Source organism: Streptomyces verrucosisporus, assembly GCF_017114865.1.
GTDB lineage: Bacteria > Actinomycetota > Actinomycetes > Streptomycetales > Streptomycetaceae > Streptomyces > Streptomyces fenghuangensis.
Genome location: NZ_JADEYH010000004.1, coordinates 166,154 through 187,385, shown reverse-complemented (window position 1 = coordinate 187,385; position 21,232 = coordinate 166,154). Strand labels below are relative to the sequence as shown.

At 74.4% G+C, this 21,232-nt stretch carries 19 protein-coding genes and 1 pseudogene; 10 read left to right on the top strand and 10 right to left on the bottom strand.

Going from position 1 to position 21,232, the window contains the following annotated elements:
* Positions 1-131 precede the first annotated feature (131 nt).
* The 7 genes from IQ279_RS08065 (at position 132) to IQ279_RS08035 (ending at position 9,328) form a co-directional block, all read left to right on the top strand.
* The gene (locus IQ279_RS08065; protein ID WP_206347650.1) at positions 132-989 is read left to right on the top strand and encodes a universal stress protein; all 858 of its coding nucleotides are present in this window, start codon (positions 132-134) and stop codon (positions 987-989) included.
* Between the two features lie 130 nt (positions 990-1,119).
* Positions 1,120-3,774, top strand: a complete 2,655-nt coding sequence (gene ppdK / locus IQ279_RS08060) for a pyruvate, phosphate dikinase (protein WP_206347649.1) — start codon at positions 1,120-1,122, stop codon at positions 3,772-3,774.
* 192 nt (positions 3,775-3,966) lie between these two features.
* The gene (locus IQ279_RS08055) at positions 3,967-4,917 is read left to right on the top strand and encodes a universal stress protein (protein ID WP_206347648.1); all 951 of its coding nucleotides are present in this window, start codon (positions 3,967-3,969) and stop codon (positions 4,915-4,917) included.
* Positions 4,914-5,435, top strand: coding sequence for a flavodoxin domain-containing protein (locus tag IQ279_RS08050; protein ID WP_206347647.1), 522 nt, complete (start codon positions 4,914-4,916; stop codon positions 5,433-5,435). The genes IQ279_RS08055 and IQ279_RS08050 overlap by 4 nt, the downstream gene beginning before the upstream one ends.
* 47 nt (positions 5,436-5,482) lie before the next feature.
* Positions 5,483-6,151, top strand: coding sequence for a DUF4389 domain-containing protein (locus tag IQ279_RS08045; RefSeq protein WP_206347646.1), 669 nt, complete (start codon positions 5,483-5,485; stop codon positions 6,149-6,151).
* The gene (locus IQ279_RS08040) at positions 6,148-6,528 is read left to right on the top strand and encodes a hypothetical protein (protein ID WP_206347645.1); all 381 of its coding nucleotides are present in this window, start codon (positions 6,148-6,150) and stop codon (positions 6,526-6,528) included. Before IQ279_RS08045 ends, IQ279_RS08040 begins: the two co-directional genes overlap by 4 nt.
* Positions 6,529-6,610: 82 nt before the next feature.
* Positions 6,611-9,328 (top strand): cation-translocating P-type ATPase, encoded by a 2,718-nt coding sequence (locus tag IQ279_RS08035; RefSeq protein ID WP_206347644.1) that lies wholly within the window; start codon positions 6,611-6,613, stop codon positions 9,326-9,328.
* A gap of 75 nt (positions 9,329-9,403) precedes the next feature.
* Here the strand turns inward: IQ279_RS08035 and IQ279_RS08030 are convergent, their stop codons facing one another.
* From IQ279_RS08030 to IQ279_RS08020, 3 genes are all read right to left on the bottom strand, one after another.
* Positions 9,404-10,408 (bottom strand): 2-hydroxyacid dehydrogenase, encoded by a 1,005-nt coding sequence (locus IQ279_RS08030; protein WP_206347725.1) that lies wholly within the window; start codon positions 10,406-10,408, stop codon positions 9,404-9,406.
* Between the two features lie 294 nt (positions 10,409-10,702).
* Positions 10,703-11,440, bottom strand: a complete 738-nt coding sequence (locus IQ279_RS08025) for a peptidoglycan-binding domain-containing protein (protein ID WP_206347643.1) — start codon at positions 11,438-11,440, stop codon at positions 10,703-10,705.
* A complete protein-coding gene (locus tag IQ279_RS08020; protein ID WP_206347642.1) occupies positions 11,440-11,739 on the bottom strand; it encodes a hypothetical protein in 300 nt (99 codons plus the stop codon). The genes IQ279_RS08025 and IQ279_RS08020 overlap by 1 nt, the downstream gene beginning before the upstream one ends.
* 269 nt (positions 11,740-12,008) lie before the next feature.
* On the opposite strand from IQ279_RS08020, the gene IQ279_RS08015 reads away from it, so the two are divergent.
* The 3 genes and pseudogenes from IQ279_RS08015 (at position 12,009) to IQ279_RS08005 (ending at position 13,075) form a co-directional block, all read left to right on the top strand.
* Positions 12,009-12,404: a DUF1330 domain-containing protein gene (locus IQ279_RS08015; RefSeq protein ID WP_206347641.1), complete on the top strand. Its 396-nt coding sequence runs from the start codon at positions 12,009-12,011 to the stop codon at positions 12,402-12,404.
* A gap of 28 nt (positions 12,405-12,432) precedes the next feature.
* Positions 12,433-12,711, top strand: a pseudogene (locus IQ279_RS08010) (HNH endonuclease); the annotation flags it as partial.
* 157 nt (positions 12,712-12,868) lie between these two features.
* Positions 12,869-13,075 (top strand): hypothetical protein, encoded by a 207-nt coding sequence (locus tag IQ279_RS08005; RefSeq protein WP_206347639.1) that lies wholly within the window; start codon positions 12,869-12,871, stop codon positions 13,073-13,075.
* Between the two features lie 88 nt (positions 13,076-13,163).
* Here IQ279_RS08005 and IQ279_RS08000 read toward each other — a convergent pair whose 3' ends face one another.
* The 7 genes from IQ279_RS08000 to IQ279_RS07970 form a co-directional block, all read right to left on the bottom strand.
* Positions 13,164-13,361, bottom strand: a complete 198-nt coding sequence (locus tag IQ279_RS08000) for a DUF2795 domain-containing protein (protein ID WP_206347638.1) — start codon at positions 13,359-13,361, stop codon at positions 13,164-13,166.
* Between the two features lie 148 nt (positions 13,362-13,509).
* On the bottom strand, positions 13,510-15,060 hold the full coding sequence (locus tag IQ279_RS07995) for a DEAD/DEAH box helicase (RefSeq protein ID WP_372445095.1): 1,551 nt from the start codon (positions 15,058-15,060) through the stop codon (positions 13,510-13,512).
* Between the two features lie 271 nt (positions 15,061-15,331).
* On the bottom strand, positions 15,332-15,535 hold the full coding sequence (locus IQ279_RS07990; protein ID WP_093656524.1) for a cold-shock protein: 204 nt from the start codon (positions 15,533-15,535) through the stop codon (positions 15,332-15,334).
* Between the two features lie 385 nt (positions 15,536-15,920).
* A complete protein-coding gene (locus tag IQ279_RS07985; protein WP_206347636.1) occupies positions 15,921-17,438 on the bottom strand; it encodes an FAD-binding oxidoreductase in 1,518 nt (505 codons plus the stop codon).
* A gap of 79 nt (positions 17,439-17,517) precedes the next feature.
* Positions 17,518-18,333: an aminotransferase class IV gene (locus IQ279_RS07980; protein WP_206347635.1), complete on the bottom strand. Its 816-nt coding sequence runs from the start codon at positions 18,331-18,333 to the stop codon at positions 17,518-17,520.
* A gap of 3 nt (positions 18,334-18,336) precedes the next feature.
* Positions 18,337-19,572, bottom strand: coding sequence for an FAD-dependent monooxygenase (locus IQ279_RS07975; RefSeq protein WP_206347634.1), 1,236 nt, complete (start codon positions 19,570-19,572; stop codon positions 18,337-18,339).
* A gap of 47 nt (positions 19,573-19,619) precedes the next feature.
* Positions 19,620-21,221: a class I adenylate-forming enzyme family protein gene (locus IQ279_RS07970; protein ID WP_206347633.1), complete on the bottom strand. Its 1,602-nt coding sequence runs from the start codon at positions 21,219-21,221 to the stop codon at positions 19,620-19,622.
* Between the last annotated feature and the right edge of the window lie 11 nt (positions 21,222-21,232).

Genomic DNA, 21,232 nt, shown 5'->3' with positions numbered 1-21,232 from the left:
CAAGGCGGCCCGGCAGGCCGGTCGGTCCCACCCGTCGGGACCTGTGTCCCCTCGCGGTGGCGGGTACCCGGCCGCAGCCTGGAGGTGGAGCGGACGACCGCTCCGCAGGGAAGGCTTTGGAGGTACACACCATGACCCGCACCGTCACCGTGGGCCTGGACGGCTCGCGCGAGAGCCTGGCCGCTGCCGAGTGGGCGGCCCGCGAGGCGCTGCGCCGCACGCTGCCGCTGCGGCTCCTGCACGTGAGGGAGAACGACTCCCACCCGAGGGTGCTGTCCGGGATGGACCCGGAGGCGCGGGAGCGGTGGGAGGCGCTGCCGGACGAGACGGCCTCCGACCTGGCCCGCAAGCACCCCCCGCTGGAGGTCGCCGTGGAGCGGCTGACCGGCCGCCCGGCCGAGGCGATCAGGGATTCGGTGGGCGAGGCGGAACTGCTGGTCCTGGGCTCGCGGGGCCGGGGGACGCTGACGGGCTTCCTGGTGGGCTCGGTGGCGCTGTCCACCGTGGCGCACGTGGGGTGCCCGGTGGTGCTGGTGCGGGCCGGGACCGCCGAGCAGGACACCGGTGACGTGGTGGTGGGACTGGATCTGACCAGGCCGCGCGAGGAACTGCTGGAGTTCGCCTTCGACGCCGCCGCCCGGCGCGGGGTGCCGCTGACGGTCGTCCACGGCTGGGACCCGCCGCCGGTGTACGGCATCAACCCGGTGGCCGTGAACCCCCATCTGATCGACGACCTGGCCGAGGAGAAGTCCGACGCCCTGACCCGGGTGCTGGCCCCCTGGCGGGAGAGCCACCCGGAGGTGGAGGTGCGGCCGCAGGCCGTGGTCGGCAGGGCCGCCCACCATCTGCTGGAGGCCGCCGAGAACGCCTCCCTGCTGGTGGTGGGGCGCCGTAACCGCCGCGCCCGGCTGGGCTTCCACACCGGACCGGTCACCCACGCCCTGATGCACCACTCGCCGGCGCCGGTGGCCGTCGTACCGCACGACTGAGCCGGACCCGGTGCGGCGGGCCGGCCCTCGCGGCAGGCTCCCGCACCGGGTCCGCGACCCACATCCACCGAGGTGCTCCGCCGCCGGGCCCGGCCCGCGCGGGCGCCGAGCCGCTGAGGAGGCACCACAGATGGTCCGCTACGTCCAGGACTTCACCGAGGGGGGCCGGGAGCAGGCCGACCTGCTCGGGGGCAAGGGCGCCAATCTCGCCGAGATGACCCGTATCGGGCTGCCCGTGCCGCCCGGTTTCACCGTCACCACCGAGGCGTGCCGGGCCTATCTGGCCACCGGTGCCGAGCCCGAGGGGCTGGAGCAGGAGATGGCCGGGCACCTGGCGGCGCTGGAGCGGGCCGCCGGGCGGAGGCTGGGCGATCCGGACGACCCGCTGCTGCTGTCGGTGCGTTCCGGCGCGCGCTACTCCATGCCGGGGATGATGGAGACGATCCTCGACATCGGGCTGAACGACGCCTCCGTGCACGGGCTGGCCCGCACCTCCGGGCACGAGGACTTCGCCTGGGACTCCTACCGGCGGCTGATCCAGATGTTCGGCACCACGGTGATGGGGATCGACGGGGCCCTGTTCGCCGGGGCACTGGCCCGCCGGCCCGACCCGGGGCAGCGGCGGCTGCTGGTGGAGGACTTCCGCCGCATCGTGCGCGAGCGGACGGGCGAGGAGTTCCCGCAGGACCCGGCCGAGCAGCTGCGGCGCTCGGTGCGCGCGGTGTTCTCCTCGTGGAACATCGAGCGCGCCCGCGTCTACCGCCGCCGCGAGCACATCCCCGAGGACCTGGGCACGGCCGTCAACGTCCAGACGATGGTCTTCGGCAACCTCGGCCCCGACTCCGGCACCGGTGTGGCCTTCACCCGCGACCCGGCCACCGGCCTCCAGGGGGTCTACGGCGACTACCTCGCCGACGCCCAGGGCGAGGACGTCGTCGCCGGCATCCGCAACACCGTGCCGCTGGCCGAGCTGGAGACGATCGACAAGAAGTCCTACGAGCAGCTCATGCGGATCATGGAGACCCTGGAGAACCACTACAGGGATCTGTGCGACATCGAGTTCACCATCGAGCGCGGCAAACTGTGGATGCTCCAGACCCGGGTGGGCAAGCGCACCGCCGAGGCCGCCTTCCGCATCGCCGCCCAGCTCGCGGACGAGGGGACGATCGGCTGGGACGAGGCCCTGGACCGGGTGAGCGGCGAGCAGCTCGCCCGGCTGATGTTCCCGAGCTTCGACACTGCCGGGGCCGGCACCCCGCTGGCCCGCGGGGTGCCGGCGTCCCCCGGCGCGGCCTTCGGGGCGGTGGTCTTCGACTCGGCCGAGGCCGCCCGCCGGGCGGCGGCCGGGGAGAAGGTGGTGCTGGTGCGCGGCGAGACCACGCCCGACGACCTGCCGGGGATGGTGGCCGCCCAGGCGGTCCTGACCAGCCGGGGCGGCAAGACCAGCCATGCGGCCGTGGTGGCCCGGGGGATGGGCCGGGTGTGCGTGTGCGGCGCGGAGGCCGTGGAGATCGACGTCGCCGCGCGCCGCTTCACCGTGGGCGGCACGGTGGTCGCCGAGGGCGAGACGGTCTCCGTGGACGGGTCGGCCGGCGCCGTCTACCTGGGCGAGCTGCCCCTGGTGGGCTCCCCGGTGATGCGGTACTTCGAGACGGGGGAGCGGCGACCGGGCGTGGTCGACGCGGTGGCCCGGCTGATGGAGCACGCCGACGCCACGCGCCGTCTGGGCGTGCGGGCCAACGCCGACACGCCCGAGGACGCCGCCCGCGCCCGCCGCTTCGGCGCTCAGGGCATCGGCCTGTGCCGCACCGAGCACATGTTCCTGGGCGAGCGGCGGCGGCTGGTGGAGGCGATGATCCTGGCCGAGGACGACGCCGGACGCGAGAAGGCGCTGGCGGCGCTGCTGCCGCCGCAGCGCGAGGACTTCACCGCCATGCTGGAGGCGATGGACGGCCTGCCGGTGACCATCCGCCTGCTGGACCCGCCGCTGCACGAGTTCCTGCCCGACCACACCGAGCTGGCGGTGCGGGTGGCGTCCGCCGAGGCGGCCGGGGGCGAGCCCGACCCGCACGACGTGCGGCTGCTGAGCGCGGTGGAGCGCATGCACGAGCACAACCCGATGCTGGGGCTGCGCGGGGTGCGGCTGGGCCTGGTGGTGCCGGGGCTGATCGCCCTGCAGGTGCGGGCGGTGGGCGAGGCCGTGGCACGGCGGCTGCGCGACGGCGGCGACCCGCGGGCGGAGATCATGGTGCCGCTGGTGGACACCTCCGCCGAGCTGCGGCTGGTGCGCGAGGAGGTGGACGCCGTGCTGGCCGAGGTCTCCCGGGAGACGGGCGTGGAGGTCGCCTGCCCGGTCGGCACGATGATCGAGCTGCCCAGGGCCGCGCTGACCGCGGACCGGATCGCGGCCGAGGCCGAGTTCTTCTCCCTGGGCACCAACGATCTGACCCAGACCACCTGGGGGCTGTCGCGCGACGACGTGGAGGCGTCGTTCTTCTCCGCCTACCTGGAGCGGGGCATCCTGCGGGACTCGCCGTTCGAGACGCTCGACCGGCAGGGCGTGGGCCGACTGGTGCGGATCGCGGTGGAGGAGGGCCGGGCCGCCCGGCCGGGCCTGAAGGTGGGGGTGTGCGGCGAGCACGGCGGCGATCCCGACTCCGTGCACTTCTTCCACCAGGTGGGGCTGGACTACGTCTCCTGCTCGCCCTTCCGGGTGCCCGTCGCTCGTCTGGAGGCGGCCCGTGCGGCCCTGGCTCCCGGACGCGCGCGGTCGACGACCGCGTGACCCGGGGCCGCTCCCGGCCCGGTGCCCGCACGGGTGCCGGGCGGGAGCGGCCCCGGGCGGATGTGCTGCGTCCGGGGCCGGCCGGCCCACCGGAAGGGCGGCCGACCCCAGGCGGAAAAGGACTTTTCCGGTAAGGCTGGAGTAAGGCGGGCGAGATGCCCGCGCCGTACGGCGAAACGGGAGGAGCGACCGATGGAGGTCAACACAGCCGGACCCCGGGGCCATGTGGCCGTCGGGGTGGACGGCTCCCGGCACGCCGAGCTGGCGCTGGAGCAGGCGGCGGCCGAGGCCCGGCGCCGCGGGGTGCCGCTTCAGGTCGTGCACGGCCGCCCCTGGGCCGCGCTCCCGCAGACCGGGGCGGAACCGGCGGCCCACACCCCCTCCCGCGAGGACGCCCGGGCGCTGGCGGAGTCGGCCGCCGGGCACGCCCGGCGCCTGGCCCCGGGGCTGGAGGTGGTGGCCTCGGCCGTGGACGAGGACGCCCCGGACGCCCTGGTGCGCCTGAGCCACCGGGCCGCGCTCACCGTGATCGGCTCCCGCGGGCTGGGCGGCTTCACCGGCCTGCTGCTGGGATCGGTGGGTCTGCGCGTCGCCGCGCACACCGCCGGGCCGCTGCTGGTGGTGCGCGGCGACCTGCCGCCGGAGCACAACCGCGTCCCCCACGACACCGTGCTGCTGGGTGTGGAGGGCGAGGCCGACGCCGACGCGGTCGATCTGGCCTTCCGCGAGGCCGCCTCCCGGGACGCGCGTCTGGTGGCGCTGCACGCCTGGGTCTACCGCCACCTCGCCCCGCCGGGGGAGCCGCTGGTGCCCACCAGCCCGCGGCGCGAGGACGTCGCCCGGGTCGCGCGCGCCGAGACGGCCGCGGCCGAAGGGGTGCTGGGCCCGTTCCGCGGCCGCTATCCGCAGGTGCGCGCGGAGGTCAGGGCCGTCAACGGCGCCGCCGCCCACGCGCTGGTCGAGGCCAGCGAGGCGGCGGACGTGGTGGTGGTCGCCGTCCACCGGAGGCGCGGTCGGCTGGCGATGCGGCTGGGCCCGGTGGTGCACTCCCTGCTCCACCACGCCGGCTGCCCGGTGCTGGTCGTGCCGGTCCCGCTCGGCGGGGAGCGGAGCGGGGGCCGGGGCGAGGAGGAGACGACATGACCGTACTGGTGGGATACGCCAGCGCCCACGGCTCCACTCGCGAGATCGCCGAGCGCATCGCCGCCCGGCTGGCCGAGCGGGGCGTCGGGGCCGAGACCGCGTCCCTGGACGCGGTGGGCGACGCGGGCGGCTACGACGCCTACGTGCTGGGCAGCGCCGTCCACGGAATGGCCTGGCTGCCGGAGGCCACCGGATTCGTCCACACCCACCGGGAGCTGCTGGCCGGCCGGCCGGTGTGGATCTTCAGCGTCGGCATGCCCGCGGCCCTGCGCGGCCCGTGGAAGCCCATGGCCGCCAAGGAGGAGCCGAAGGTGACCGAGGAGGTCCTGGCCGATCTCTCCCCCCGCGGCCACGCCATGTTCTCCGGGGTCGTCGCACCGGAGCACCTGCCCGGTCCCGGACGCGCGGTCTTCCGGGCGATGGGCCTGCGCTACGGCGACTACCGCGACTGGGAGGCGGTCGACGCCTTCGCCGACACCGTCGCACACTCCCTGCGCCCGGCCCCCGGCAGTCCCTGAGCGCCCGCGGACACCACAGAACGAAGGAGCTGATCACCGTGTTCTCCATGGCGGCAACCGGAGCCCGCCGGCCCGTGACGGTGGAGGCGGAGCTGGACCGGCCGCTGTCGAGGTGGCTGTGGCTGGTGAAGTGGATCCTGCTGATCCCGCACTTCGTCGTGCTGTTCTTCCTGTGGATCGCGTTCTTCGTGGTGACCGTGATCGCGTTCTTCGCGATCCTGTTCACCGCCCGCTACCCCAGGCCGCTGTTCGACTTCAACACCGGTGTGCTGCGCTGGAGCTGGCGGGTGGCCTTCTACTCCACCAGCGCGTTCGCCACCGACCGCTACCCGCCCTTCGGCCTGGGCCCGGAACCGGACTACCCGGCGCGGCTGGAGATCGACTACCCCGGGCGGCTCTCGCGCGGCCTGGTGCTGGTGAAGTGGTGGCTGCTGGCGATCCCGCACTACATCGTGGTCGCCTTCCTCGCCGGCGGAGGCAGTGGCGGAGGCATGGAGGAGCAGGGGTTCTGGTCCGCGGGGCTCATCATGGTCCTGGCGTTCTTCGCGATCATCGCCAAGGCCTTCACCGACACCTATCCCCGGGGCCTGTTCGACCTGCTGGTCGGGCTCAACCGCTGGGTGCTGCGGGTGACGGTCTACGCGGCGCTGATGACGGACGCCTACCCGCCCTTCCGGCTGGACCAGGGCGGCAGGGAACCGGAGCCCGCGCCGTGATCAGGGCGCTGGTGGTGATCCTCCTCCTCACGCACGCCCTGGTGCACTTCAGGGTCTGGGTGACGCCGCCGGACCCGGACAACCCGCCGCCCTTCGCTCCCGGCCACTCCTGGGCGCTGGCCGCGGCCCATGTGACCGAGGAGACCTCCAGGGCCGCGTCGACCGCACTGGCCGCGGTCACGGCCCTGCTGTACGCCATCGCGGGCGTGGCCCTGCTGGCGGACGCCGGCTGGTGGGCGCCCGCGGCCGTGGTGGCGGCGGCGGGCGGGCTGGTGCTGAAGGTGCTCTGGTTCAACCCGTGGCTGCTGCTGGGCATCGCGCTGGACGCGGGCGTCGTCCTGGCCGTGACGCTGACCTGGCCCGCCTCGCTGTACTGATCGGGCCGGACTCCTGATCGGGCGGACCGCGCGGGACCCGCGCGGTCCGCCGGGCATCCGCCGTGACGAACCGGAGCAGACCATGCAGGACCCGCCCGCCCCTCCCGCCGCGCGACCGGACGGCCTCACCGAGGAGGAGGCCGCCCGGCGGCTGGCGGAAGGGGGCCGCAACGAGGTGGGACGGTCCCCGGGCACACCGCTGCGGGCGCGGGTGGCCGCACAGCTGCGCGACCCGCTGATCCTGGTCCTGCTCGGCGCGGTGGCGCTGACGCTGCTGACCGGGGACCACGGCGACACCGCCGTCATCGCCCTGGTGATCGTCGCCAACACGGGCGTCGGCGTGGCCCAGGAGGTGCGCGCCGACAACGCCGTCGCGGCGCTGACCGCCATGTCCGCCCCCGTGGCCCGGGTGGTGCGCGGCGGCACCGAACGGGAGGTGCCCTCGGCCGAGGTGGTGACCGGCGACGTACTCCTGCTCGGCGAGGGCGACATCGTCCCGGCGGACGCGCGGCTGCTGCGCTCCTGGGCGCTGACGGTGGACGAGTCCGCGCTGACCGGCGAGTCCGTGCCCGTGGACAAGGACGCCCGGGCCGGCGGGCCGGAGGCCGGCGCCCTGCGGGCGGGCACCGTCGTCGTACGCGGCCGGGCGGTGGCAACCGTCACCGCCACCGGAGCGGACAGCGCGCTGGGCCGCATCGCCGCCCTGCTGCGTCCCCGCCGCGACCCCACCCCGCTCCAGCGCCGCCTGGCCGGCCTGGGCCGGGTGCTCGCCGCGGTCACGGTGGCCCTGTGCCTGCTGGTGCTGCTGCTGGGCCTGGCCCGCGGCCAGTCGCTGGAGACGATGGCCGTCACCGCGATCAGCCTGGCCGTGGCCGCCGTCCCCGAGTCGCTGCCCGCCGTCGTCACCCTCGCCCTGGCCCTCGGCGCCCGGCGGATGGCAGCCCGCAACGCGCTGGTGCGGCGGCTGCCCGCGGTGGAGACCCTCGGCTCGGTCACCGTGCTGGCCACCGACAAGACCGGCACCCTCACCGAGGGGCGCATGGTCGTGGAGCGGGTGTGGACGCCCCGGGGCACCGTCCGCCTCACCGGCGGCGGCTACGAGCCGGCCGGCGAGATGCTGTCCGACGGCGGTGGCAGCGGTGGCGGTGGCAGCGGCGAGGACGCGGACGGGCGGCCCGCCCCCGCGACGGCACAGGCCGTACGGGCCCTGCTGACCGCCGCCGTGCTGTGCAATGACGCCGCGCTGCGCCCCCCGCACGAGGGCGAGGAGCGCTGGAGTGCGCTCGGGGATCCCACCGAGGCGGCGCTGCTGGCCGCGGCCGCCAAGGCCGGCCTGGACCGCGACGGGGTGCTGCGCGCCCGCCCCCGGATCGGCGAGGTGCCCTTCGACAGCCTGCGCAAGCGCATGACCACCGTTCACCGGGAGCCCTCCGGCGGGCGCCTGGTGTGCCTCAAGGGCGCCCCCGAGGCGGTCCTGAACGGCTCGCTCCTGGACGAGACGCCCCTGCGGCTGGAGCGCGCCCACCGCGAGGCCGCCGCGCTGTCGGCGGAGGGCTACCGCGTCCTGGCCGTGGCGTCCGGCCCGCTCGACGGGGAACCCGGCCGCTGGGAGGAGGCCGAGAGCGGGCTGCGGCTGCTGGGGCTGGCGGCGCTGAGCGATCCGCCCAAGGAGGTGGCCGGGGCCACCGTCGCAGCCTGCCGGGAGGCGGGCATCACCCCGGTGGTGATCACCGGGGACCACCCGGCCACCGCCCGCGCGATCGCCGCCCGGCTCGGCATCCTCGACCGCGGCCCGGGCCCGACCGGAACCGACGGGGCCGCGCCCACCGAGCCGCCCGAGGTGGTCACCGGTCGCGCGCTGGCCGCCGGACAGGTCGCCGACCCGTCCACGGTCCGGGTGTTCGCCCGCACCGACCCGCAGCAGAAGGTGGACATCGTCCAGGCCTGGCGGGCACGCGGCGCGGTCACCGCCATGACCGGCGACGGAGTCAACGACGGCCCGGCGCTGCGGCAGGCCGACATCGGGGTGGCGATGGGACGGCGGGGCACCGAGGTCGCCCGGCAGGCCGCCGACCTGGTGCTCGCCGACGACGAGCTGCGCACGGTGGTCGCGGCGGTGGAGGAGGGCCGGCGGGTCTACGACAACATCCGCCGCTTCCTGCTCTACGGCATGGCCGGGGGAGCGGCGGAGATCCTGGTGATGCTCACCGGACCCTTCCTCGGTCTGACGGTGCCGCTGCGGGCGGGCCAGATCCTGTGGATCAACCTGCTCACCCACGGCCTGACGGGCGTGGCCATGGGGGCCGAACCGGTCTCCGCCGACGCCATGCACCGCCCGCCGCGGCCCCCCGGCCGGCATGTGCTCGGCGAAGGGCTGTGGCTGCGGATCCTGCGGCTGGCCGCGCTGGTGACGGCCGTCTCCCTGGCGGCGACGCTGTGGGCGCGCGAGACCGGCCGGCCGTGGCAGACCACACTGTTCCTGGCCCTGCTGGCGGCCCAGCTCGGCGTCGTGCTGGGGCTGCGGGAGCGGCTGCTGACGCGTGAGAACCCCTTCCTGCCGACGGCGGTGCTGGCCGCGGTGGTGCTGGGCGCGGCCACCGTCACGGTGCCCTTCCTGGAGGGGCTGCTCCGCACCGAGCCGCTGGACGCGTCCGCCCTGGCGGCCGTCGCGGCCGTCGGCGCGGCCGGGTTCGCCGCCGCCCGGTTCGAGAGCCGCTTCACGCGCGGCACCGGGAGAGGGGAGGCCGCCTCCCCCGGTGCCGTCGGTCTTCCCGTCTCCGGCGGGCCGCCGCGGGCCTGAGGCCTCACGCGCGTACGGCCGCCGCGCCCACCGGGGCACGGCGGCCGGACCGGGCCGGACCGGGCCGGAGCCCGGTCAGCGCGGGGCGGGTGGGGGGACGAGGACGTTCTCGCCCGGGCGCCCGGCCAGGTGGTCCTCGACGTTGGCGGCGGTGGCCCGGACGATCTGCTCCACCGCGTCGTGGGTGAAGTACGCCTGGTGGGAGCTGACCAGGACGTTGCGGAAGGTCATCAGCCGGGCGAGGGTGTCGTCGGTCACCACGTCCAGCGAGCGGTCGAAGAAGAAGACCCCGGCCTCCTCCTCGTAAACGTCCAGCCCCACCCCGTCCAGGCGGCCCTCGCGCAGGGTCTCCACCAGGGCGTGGGCGTCCATCAGACCGCCCCGGCTGGTGTTGATCAGGATCGCGTCGTCCTTCATCCTGCGCAGGGCGTCGCCGTCGACCACGTGGTAGGTGTCGGGCAGCAGCGGCAGGTGAAGACTGATCAGGTCGGACTCGGTGAACAGCCGGTCGCGGTCGACGTACTCCATGCCCAGGGCCAGGCACTCGGGGTTCTCCGCGATGTCGGAGCCGAGCAGGCGCATGCCGAAGCCCGCGGCGATACGGGCGAAGGCCGCACCGATCTTCCCGGTGCCCAGGATCCCGGCGGTGCGCCCGTGGAAGTCGCGCCCCATCAGGCCGTTGAGCCGGAAGTCGAAGTCGCGGGTGCGGACCACCGCGCGGGGCACCCGGCGGTTGACCGCAAGGGCCAGCGCCCAGGCGAACTCGGCCACCGAGTGCGGGGAGTAGTGCGACACCCGCGCCACCGACAGGCCCAGCCTCCGGGCGGCGTCCAGGTCGATGTTGTTGTAGCCGGTGGCGCGCTGGGTGACCAGCCTGGTGCCGCCGCCGGCCAGAGCGGTCAGCACCTCCTCGTCCAGCACGTCGTTGACGCTGCTGCACACCACGGCGCACCCGGCGGCCGTGGCGGCGGTGTCCCGGTCCAGGACCAGGTCCAGGCAGCGCAGGCGGTGCCGCCCGTCGAACGCCTTCTCCAGCAGGGGCCGTTCGTCGGCGACGACGCCGTAGGCGACGACGTCCACCGCCTCCTTCGCCCTCCCGGCCGTGCCCTGTGCCGTCCGCTCCACCGTTTCCTCCCTCGTCCCGCGCCGTCCCGCGCCGTCCCGCGCCGGGGCCCGGCGCGCGTGCGCGTGTACGTGTCCGGCCGGCCGTGCGAGGCCGGCGGGGGCGCGGGGTTCCGCGCCCCCGTGGAACACGCTGCCCGCAAGCCTTCAGCCGACTCCTGCCCCGGGCCCAGGGCCGAACGGGCCACCCGGCCCCGCCCGGGGGGCCCGAAGCGGGCCGGCGACCGGGGAGGGCCCGCGGCCGGCGGGGCGTCAGCCGAAGCACGCCTCCCAGGTCCTGGGGCCGACGACGCCGTCGACCGTCAGGCCGTGCCGCGCCTGGAAGCGCTCGCACACCTCCTTGGAACGCGCGTCGTACCGCCCGTCCGTGCCGGGGGACCAGCCGAGCTCGCGCATCCGCCGCTGCCACAGCCCCACGGCGGGGTGCTCGGTGGCCGGCGGATGGCTGAGGTGGACGCCGGGCCAGGCAGGGGGGCCGGAGGCGGGCTCCAGCGAGCCGTCGCGCACATGGGAGGAGAGCAGGCCGGGACAGGACGTCGGCAGATGGTCGCCGTGCCGGTTGATCCCGCGGCCCGCGCCGCCGATGTCGCGCAGATTGGCGATCGACCAGCGGAAGGCGTCCAGGAGTTCCTCGGTGACGGTGTCGTAGCCGGAGGAGGAGCCGCCGGTGAGCGCGCAGACCGCGTACCAGTCCCGGTTGCCGGAGTCGGTGCCGTTGGCGGCGGTCCGCACCCACGGCCCGCGCCCTTCGTAGACGCGGCCGTGGACGCACACCAGATAGGTGTAGGCGATGTCGGCCCAGCCGTTGCCGTCCATGTGGTGGCTCTGGATGCCGCGCACCTGGCCGGCGCACTCGCCGTGGTCGGAGCGGGCGACGGGCGTGCCGCCGACGTGGTGGACGGTGGTGCCGCCGTTGCCCGGTGTGATGTGGGAGGGCCGGTTGGTGGGGGCCCGGGCGCCCCACTCCGAGCGGGGGACGAAGACGGCCATCAGGCGTCCACCCCCTCCCGGCAGCACTCCACCCCGGCGTTGAGGGGCTCGCCGGGGGCGTCGTCGTCGGCGTCCCCGGGGTAGATGGCGGCCGGGTGGTAGGGGTGGGTGACCGCCGGGAGGCTGTACTCGCCGGCCGCGGCGCCGGCGCCGAAGGCGCCCAGGGGCGGAAGCGCCGCCGCACCGGCCGCGGCCGCCGCGGCGGCGCCGGTCAGGCCCAGGAAGCCGCGCCGGGTCGTGCGGGGGGACGGGCCGAAGGACGGCCCGGGAGACGGTCTGGGGGACAGTGTGGAGGACAAGGGCGTTTCTCCTGCCGCCTGGGGATGGGGTGGGGAGGGGTGGGGGACGGAGACGGGGACCCGTCCGCCTCGGTGCGCACAGGGGCCTACCCCCCGGCGTCCGGTACAGGCTCGCCCGTACCGGTGAACCGCACTGCCCGATGCGGACCGACCAGACGGTATGCAACGAGCGGCGGGACGTCTAAGCTCCTGCCGACCCCGCCGGCAGTGCACCGGCACACCGGCACACCGGCACACCGACACGCCGACACGGCGGCAAGGAGACCCCCATGGCCATCGACCCCACGGGAGCCGACCTCAAGCGCATGCTGGCCGAGGACCCCGGCGGCCCGGTCGTCATGCTCAACCTGCTGCGCTTCGCCCCGGACGGCCGGGCCTCGTACGAGGAGTACGCGCGGCACCTGGCGGACCGCTTCCTGGAGCGCTACGGCGCCGAGGTGCTCTACGCCGGCGACGGCGCCACGGCTCTGGTCGCCGAGGACGGGCAGGCCTGGGACGCGGTGCTGCTCGTCCGCTACCCCAGCCGGGAGGCGTTCTGCCGCATGGTCGCCGACCCCGAGTACCAGGAGGTCACCGTCCTGCGCACCCGCGCGCTGACCGAGGCCGTCCTCCAGCCGACCGTCCCGTGGACCTCCCGCGGCGGCTCCTCCACCGAAAAGGACTGACGAGCGGCCGGGCCCGTCCACGCGTTCCCCGGCGCGGCCCGGCCCGGACGAGTCGTCCAACGGGCTGGCGCTGTGCACCCTGCACCACGCGCTGTTCGACCTGGGGGCGCTCGGCCTCACCTTGGACCTGCGCATCCGCGTCTCCCCCCGCTACACCGCCGGCGGCCCGGAGGGCCGCGCCGTCGGGGCGCTCGACGGCGCCCCGCTGGCCGGGCCCCGCCCCGGACTGCCGCCGGTCGACCCCGTCTTCGTGAAGTGGCACGACCGCCAGGTCTTCAAGCACGGCGACCGCACGGTCCCCGCCTGAACCGCCGCGGGCACCGGCGGGCGCGAGCCGCGCGGAGACGGCGGACGAGGACGCGGAGGCGCATGCGGCGCTCCTGAACGGGTACGGCGTCCTCCTGCACAGGAGATCGACGGCGGTCGCGGACGACCGCGTACGCCACGGAGCCGAGGAGGCCGTCATGACCACCCCCGAGGAGAACCGGCCGAAGACCGAGAAGACCGACCAGGTCGTCTTCGACGAGCAGGGCCAGGAGTCCGCCCGCCGGGCCGAGGAGGCCAACAAGGACCGCGGGAACGTCGGGCGGCAGCTCGAGGACGCCATGAACGAGGCCGGTGTGGACCGCGAGGACCTCACCGGCGAGAAGGGCGAGGGCGGGCGGGCCTAGGCCCTGTCTGACAAATAGCGCTGTCCGCCGCCGGGCCGCCCCGCGAACGGCCCGCACACGCCCCGGGGGGCGTCGTACGGGCGGAGGCTCAGCCCTTGCCGAAGACGGCCTTGCTGACGTCGTCCGGCCCGTCGAAACGGTCCTTCTTCAGCGAGGAGAGCTCCTCGACGACCTCCTTCTCGGCGCCCTTGTCCTTGGCGTTCCTCACCAGGGACTCGCGGTCGGCGGGATAGTCCACGCCGCCCAGGGCCTTCTGCAGCTCGATCGGGTCGCTGATCTTCGCCATCGGATCCTCCTGTACGGGGGTGTACGGGCTCCACCGGCTCTGCGGGCCGGGCGCCGTGTGGGCCGCCGGGGTACCCCGGCGGCCCACACGGCATGCACTGCGGCCCCGCCCGTACGGCCGACCGGGTGCCCCGGAGTCCGGGAGCGCTTCAGGAGGAGGCGCTGCTCGCCGCACCCGGAGTACGCCGCCCCCGTGCCGGGCGCCCACGGCGCCCGCGGGAGGCGCCGGACGCACCGCCCCGGCCGGACGCACTGCCCCGGCCGGAGGAGCCTCCCCGGCCGGACGCGCCGCTCCTGCCGGAGGAACCGCCGCCCCGGGCCCGCTGGGGCCGCTCGGCGGGCGGCGCGGCGAGGACCACGGGGACGCCGGAGGGCTCCTTCGCCCCGGTGATCCGGACGAGTTCCTCACCGGTGGAGCGCACCGGGGTGACCCGGGGCGACACACCGGCGGCGGCCACCATCCGGTCGACCTCGCGGCGCTGGTCGGGGGTGACCAGGGTCACGACGCTGCCGGACTCGCCCGCCCGCGCGGTACGGCCGCCGCGGTGCAGGTAGTCCTTGTGGTCGGCGGGCGGGTCGACGTTGACGACCAGGTCGAGGTTGTCGACGTGGATGCCGCGGGCGGCGACGTTGGTGGCCACCAGGACCGTGGCCTGCCCGTCCTTGAACTGCTCCAGCGTGCGGTTGCGCTGGTTCTGGGACTTGCCTCCGTGCAGCGCGCCGGCCCGCACGCCGCTGGCCAGCAGCCTTCTGACCAGTCGGTCCACGGCGCGCTTGGTGTGCACGAACATGATCACGCGCCCGTCGCGGGCGGCGATGCGCGTGGCGACGGCGTTCTTGTCGTCGGTGCTCACCCGCAGGATGTGGTGCTCCATCGTGGTGACGGCACCGGCCGGGGGGTCCACGGAGTGGACCACCGGGTCGGACAGGAAGCGCCGCACCAGCCGGTCCACGTCGCGGTCCAGGGTGGCGGAGAACAGCATTCGCTGACCGTCCGGGCGCACCTGGTCCAGCAGGGCGGTGACCTGCGGGAGGAAGCCCATGTCGGCCATCTGGTCGGCCTCGTCCAGCACGGTGGTGCGCACCTGGTCCAGCCGGCAGTCGCCGCGCTCGACCAGGTCCCTCAGCCGGCCGGGGGTGGCGACGACCACCTCGGCGCCGTTCCTGAGAGCCGCGGCCTGGCGGCCGATGGACAGACCGCCCACGACCGTGGCCGTCCGCAGCCGTACGGCCTTCGCGTACGGGGCGAGGGCCTCGGTGACCTGCTGGGCCAGTTCCCGGGTGGGTACGAGCACCAGGGCCAGCGGGCGGCGCGGCTCGGCGCGCTGTCCGGCGGTGCGGGCGAGCAGGGCCAGTCCGAAGGCGAGGGTTTTGCCCGAGCCGGTCTGGCCGCGGCCCAGGACGTCACGTCCGCCGAGCGAGTCGGGCAGGGTGGCCGCCTGGATCGGGAACGGGGCGGTGACGCCCTCGCGGCCCAGGGCCTCCAGCAGCGGGGCGGGCATGTCCAGCTCGCCGAACGAGGCGGCCGGGGGCAGACCGGGGGTGCCGGCCGGCGCCATGGGCTCCTCCCGACGCGGGGCGCTCCCGCGGCCGGGGGCCGTCTTCTGCGAGGGGATCCGCGCGGGGGCCTGGGAGCGGGAGGGGCGGCGGCGGGCGGGACGGGGGGAGCGGGTGGAACGGGTTCCGGAATTCTGGTTCACGCGGGGTGTGGCCTTCCTCGGGGCGGCGCGTGCCGGGGAGGCTCCGCAGCGCGTGAGCGGGCGGAGAGTCGCGGGAACGAGCCGGTGAAAGAGCGGATCGCGCTGCTGCGCGGAGAGAGCCCGCCGGACGGGCCGGCGAGGCGTACGGCGGGGCGGCGCAGTGGCGGTGCGGCCGCGGGCCGGAAAGCGGCACGAGCCGGGGCCCGCACCCTGTGGTGCGGGCCCCGGCTTTTCGTGGTGCTGCGCGTCGCGTTCGCCGAACGCGGCGGGATCAGGCGGGGAGGATGTTCTCCGCCTGCGGGCCCTTCTGGCCCTGGGTGACATCGAAGGTGACCTTCTGGCCCTCGTGGAGCTCGCGGAAGCCCTGGGTGGCGATGTTCGAGTAGTGCGCGAAGACGTCGGCGCCGCCGCCGTCCTGCTGGATGAAACCGAAACCCTTTTCCGCGTTGAACCACTTCACGGTGCCAGTAGCCATACTTTTTCTCCTCCAGATAGGGGCAGAGCAGGAGATCCGCACTGTGCGGATCTCCGTGTCGCCGCAATGAGACCCCGCCGGAAGAGCCGGAAAAACAAAGGCGCCCGAAGGTCACAAACCGTCAGGCGCGCACAAAGTTCATGGGTACCAAAACTGCAACGTGGTCCAACCTAACACAGATCCGCTCCCGGCGGTCGGGAGGACGGCCGGGAGCGGTGCACAGGGGGGAGTGGTGTCAGGCGGTGTGCGGCGCCGGGCGGCGAGGCGGTGTCCCCGGGCCGCCCGCCGGCGCTCCGGCAGGCCGTGCGGCACGGCGGCGGACGAGCCCTGCCGCCTCCGGCCGATGCGGGGGGAAGTACGGGACCGCTCGCCGCCGATGTCCTCCTCAGGCCGGAACGGCCTGGGGGAAGGTGAAGAAGCCGTACGGGTCGTAGGCGCGCTTGACCCGGATCAGCCGGTCGAGGTTGGGGCCGTAGTAGGCGTCGGCGTAGTCCTCCAGCCGGGTGTCGGGGAAGTTCACGTAGGAGTGGCCGTTCGAGTAGGGGTCGATGACGTCGAACAGGCCGTCCAGCCAGCTCTGCGCCGCCTGGCTGTCCTCGGGAGCCGGAGTCGGCGAGGCGAGGCTGACCGTGAGGGTGGCGCTGTAGAGGGTGTCGCGGTGTGGCCAGGCCGTACTGCCGACCGAGGGCAGGTTGGCGTTCTTCCCCAGGCCCAGCAGGCTGACGACGCGGCTCTGCCCGGCCCGGCGGTCGGCGTCGAAGGCGGCGAGCATACTGTCGACGCCGGTCCGGGGCAGGGCACGGTCGAACATGCGGCCCCGGTTGAGGACGTAGGCCTGCCGGGGCAGGGTGGCCTCGGGGTTGCTGCCGGTCAGGTGGCAGGCGTCAGCGGTTCTGTCCTCGCAGCCGAACACCCTCATCATCGCCCTCTCGTAGGGCATCTCCTGTGTCATCCGCGTGGCCGGTGCCTTCCCGACCAGGGAGACCAGTTCACCGAGTTCTTCGTCGAGTTGCTCCGCGGTGCCGAAATGCACACCGCTGACGATGACCACCGGCAGTGTGCCGGGGCCGGCGTCGGGCAGCCGCACCAGCGCCCCGCACGCCAGGTCCTCGGAGGCGGAGTCGACCCAGTCCAGATAGCCCGGAACGGCCTGTCCGGCGTCGTCCCAGGTCCACGTCAGCGCGTAGTGGACGACCCTGGTGACCGGGGTGGGGCGCATCCTGAAGTCGGTGACCACTCCGAAGTTGCCGCCACCGCCTCCCCGCAGCGCCCAGAACAGGTCGGAATGCTCACGTTCGGACGCCTCGACCACGCGCCCGTCGGCGAGGACCACCCGGGCGGAGAGGAGTTGGTCGGAAGCCGGGCCGTACTTGCGGTAGTGCCAGCCGGTGCCACCGCCGGTGATGAAACCGCCAGGGCTGACGGTGGGGCAGAACCCCCCGGGTACGGACATGCCGTACGGGCTCAGCGCCGTCACGATGTCCACCGACTGCGAACCGGGGCCGAGGCGGACGCAGCCGGGAGCGGGAGCGACGTGGCGCATGCGTGTGAGGTTGACGACCAGGCCCTCGGTGGTGGACCAGCCGCCGTAACTGTGGCCGCCGCTGCGCACGGCGGTGTGTATGCCGTGGTGCTGGGCGAACAGCAGTGAGACGGCGACGTCCCGGGGGGTCTCGGCGTAGACGACCGCCTGGGGACGGATGCCGTCGAAGCGGGAACTGGCCAGTTGCCGGGCCCTGTCGTACCCGTCGTCGCCCGGGAGCACCAGGTCACCGCGGAGTCTGGCTTCCAGCCGGTCCCACCGGGTGCGGCGGGGGCGGGCGGCGGCGCCGCCCGCCGGGGCGAGTACGCCGCCCGCGGCGGCGAGACCGGCGGCACCGAGTAGCGTACGGCGCTTTACCATGGACGATCCTCCATAAAGGACGAGGGAAACGGGACAGGGAAGGGAAGCGGGAAGCGGGAGGCGGACAGGTGCGGGCGGGTCAGCCGGCGGGCAGGGAGCGTCGCTCCGGACTCGGCAGCGGGAGCGCGAGCGAGTCCAGCACGTGCCGCCAGTGCCCGGCCCGTGCGGCCGGGCCGGGCCGCAGGCCGGTCCTGACCCATGCCGTCACCGGTCTGATTCCGTGGAGGGCGTTGACGAGCCAGGTCTCGCGCCCGTCCAGGTCCGCCGGGGTCACCCGGCGCCGCTGCACCGTTACGCCGTGCCTGCGGGCCTGGTCGGTGATCAGCGAGGCCGTGACACCGGGCAGGAGGCTCCCCGGTGCGTCGGGCGTGCACAGGACGTCCTCCTCCCACCACAGGAGGCTCGCGGTGGTCGACTCGGTGAGCCGGCCGTCCGGGGCGGTCAGCAGGGCGTCGTCGGCACCGGCCGCCACGGCTTGTGCCTTCAGCCGGGCCAGCCGTTGCAGGTCCGGTCCTTTGCGGCCCGGTACTACCCGTGGGTCGGGCCGCTCCCAGAGCGTGGCGCGGATGGCCGGCAGCCGTGGTGGAGCGGGGCGCAGCCGCAGCCCCAGGGTGTGATCGGGGCGCAGTTCCACGCGAGGGAACCATGTTCCGGTGCGGGGCAGTTCGGCGACGGCGTGCCGCCAGAAGCGCTCCACACCGTCGAGGTCCGGTGCCGCCTGCTCGCACGCCTGGGAGAATCTGGCGGCGTGTCGCCCCAGACCTCGCACACGCCCGTCCTCGACCAGCCAGGAGTCGGCCGCGAGCAGTTCGTCCGTAGCCGCCGGAACGGGCCCGGGCGCAAGGCCGCGACCGTCGTCCCAGCCGAGGAAACGTTCGTCTTCTGCGGTGTGCATCGGTCAGTACCGCCCCCGTGTGTTGGTCGGAGCCCCGGTGCGCGGGCCGTAGGGAGCCCGCTCGAGCCACTCCCCGCAGGACGGCACGACCGTGGAGAGCACGGCCCCGGTGGCCTGCCGCAACCGGGTGACGCGGCGGCGGGGCCGCAGATGGGCCAGGGCGGTGCGGGCGGCCTCGCTGTTGAACAGGGCGGCCGCCCTGCGCGAGTGGGCGAAGGCTCCGACGAACCGGGCCCGTTCGGCGGGCTCGGCGAGGGAGCGGGCGATGGCCTCGGCGGCGGCGACGGAGTCGGCGATCCCGCTGTTCATGCCCCGCGCGCCGAACGGCGGGAAGAGATGCGAGGCTTCCCCCACCAGCAGGACGCGATGCTCGGAGTCGGTGAAGGTGTCGGCGACGACGTGCAGGAAGTGGTAGCGGGACACCCACAGCAGCCGGTCGGCGTACCGCTCACCGACCACCTTGGCCACCCAGGTCCGGGCCGCGGCGTCGTCGGCCCAGTCCTCCGGACGGTCGCCGTCCTTGCACTGCAGGTCCAGCTGGAAGCCGCCGGCGAACGGGACCCGCATGACGCTGCGCCCGCCGAGAGCGGGGTGTTCGTAGGTGAACACCCGCTCCAGGGGGAGCGGATCGTCCGGGTCCTCCTCGATGTCGACGACGACGTGGAAGGCCTCGGAGCGGTCGCCCGACATGGTGATGCCCTGGGAGCGTCGCACCTCGGAGCGCGCCCCGTCGGCGCCGATGACGTACTGGGCACGCCACGCGGTGCCGTCCGCCGTGACCACCCGGGCCCCGTCCTGGCCGGTCTCCACCGCGGCGACCGGCGAGTCCCACCGGAAGACGACACCGGCGTCACGGCAGGCTGCCATCAGGTGCCGCTCGGTCTCGACCTGCCGGAGGCTGGTGAAGGGAGGGGTCCTGCCTCCGTCCCGCGGTCCCTGCGGATAGGTGCGGGCGAAGACCTCCCTGGAGCGGTAGACGGTGCGCCGGGTGGGCCAGGTCACGCCGTTGCGGATCAGAGTGCGGTCCAGTCCGGGGCTGATGCGGCCGAGCAGCTCGAGTGACTCGCGGTGCACGAACAGGGCGCGGCTGCCGGGTCGGACCCGGTCCTCGGGTTCGGCCTCCACGACGGTCACGGGCAGGTCATGGCTGCGCAGGGCCAGTGCCGCGGTGAGTCCGACCGGTCCCGCGCCGACGACCAGCACCGGGTAAGGTCCTCGTTCGGAGGGGGTGTGGGGCATGGCTTCTCTTCCTCGGTCTCGTCCTGGGTCTGGTCCGGGCACCGCGCTCAGTCGGCGGATCCGGCGTCGGACGCGTTCTTTTCGTGCTTCTCGTGGAACATGCGGGTGATCTCGACCCGGCGGACCTTCCAGGTGGAGGTGCGCGGCACCTCGTCGAAGGGCCACTGCACCGGCTCGGCCAGAGCAGGCAGGTCCGCGGTGGCCTTGGCCCAGCGCTCGGGGTCGAGCGGCGCGTCACCCCGGGTGCACACGACCGGGACCGGTTCACCGTCGGCCCCCGCCACGATGATCACTTCCAGCAGCTCGTCCAGGCGGGACATCAGGACGTCCTCCAGCTCCAGATTGCTGTCGATGTCACCGATCTGGTCGATCTCCCGGTCGATCAGGTGCAGTTTGCGGAACTTGCCGAGGTAGCCCATGTCCCCCAGCCGCCACCAGCCGTCATTGAAGTTGTTCAGGAAGCGCTCGTGCTCGCCGAGGTAGGTCATGATGCGGCCGCGGCCGCGCAGTTCGAGATGGCCGGACTTGCCTCTGGGGACGGGCCTGCCGCTCTCGTCGACCACGCGCAGTCTGATGAATCCCGGCAGTACGTAGCCGACATCGCGGCCGTCGTTCCGCGCGGCGGTCTTCTTGGTGTACCAGGCCCCCGAGATCGGACCGGTCTCGCTCTGGCCGTAGAGCTGGACCAGGAGCGGCCGGGGGCGCCTGGAAGCGGCCAGCAGCCGCTGGATGGTGCGCGGGTGGATGGCGTCGAAGGTGCTGCTGTAGTACCGGACGCTGGACAGCGGCGCGCCGGGGGCGCCGACGAGGTCCTCCCACTGGATGAAGTTGTTCGGGTGGGTCTCGACCAGGCCGGGGCGGTGCCGCACGAAGACCGGCGCGATCTTCTCCGGATCCGGGTCGGCGAGGATGACCAGCGGGTTTCCGTAGTTGAGGAAGACTCCCAGGGAGTGGAAGAAACGCGAGTGCACGAAGGACATGCACAACGCGACCGTCTCCTTCTTCCGTATCGGCCAGGCGATCACCTGCTGTGGCAGCAGACGGTGGAAGAGCGCCTGCGCGGTGTGGACCATCAGCTTGGAGACGCCGGTGGTGCCCGAGGTGTGGGTGATCAGGGCCGGCTGGGAGGGGTGCAGCTGGACGGAGGGGCGCCGGGCCACCCCGTCCAGCTCGCTGATCAGGGGAAGGTCCTGGTGGGGGCTGGTCCCGGCCAGGACGGTGCGTCGGGTCAGGTCCCTCACCGGGACGCCGTCCAGCGGGCCGGTCAGCTTCTCGGCGTCGGTGATCAGCCAGGGCTGGTCGAGGCGGCGCAGCAGTTGTTCCACGATGTCGCCGGGGAGTGCGGCCGAGAGCATGACCGGGACCGCGCCGGCCCTGGCCACCGCACAGGCCAGCAGGGCGATGTCGAAGTTGTCGCTCTTGTGCACGGCGACGCGTTCGGAGGGACGGACCCCCAGCTCCCACAGCCGGGCAGCGAGGTCGTCCACCGCGTCGGCCAGGGTGGCGTAGGTGAAGGCGGTGCCGAGGTCCGGGAGGGTGGCGAGCGGAGCGTCGAGGGTGACGGGGACGGCCGGATGCTTCTCGGCCGCCTTCTGCCACATCTGACCGAGGTAGAAAGCCAGGTCCGGAAGGCGGGCGGGCAGGATCATGTATCGGCTGC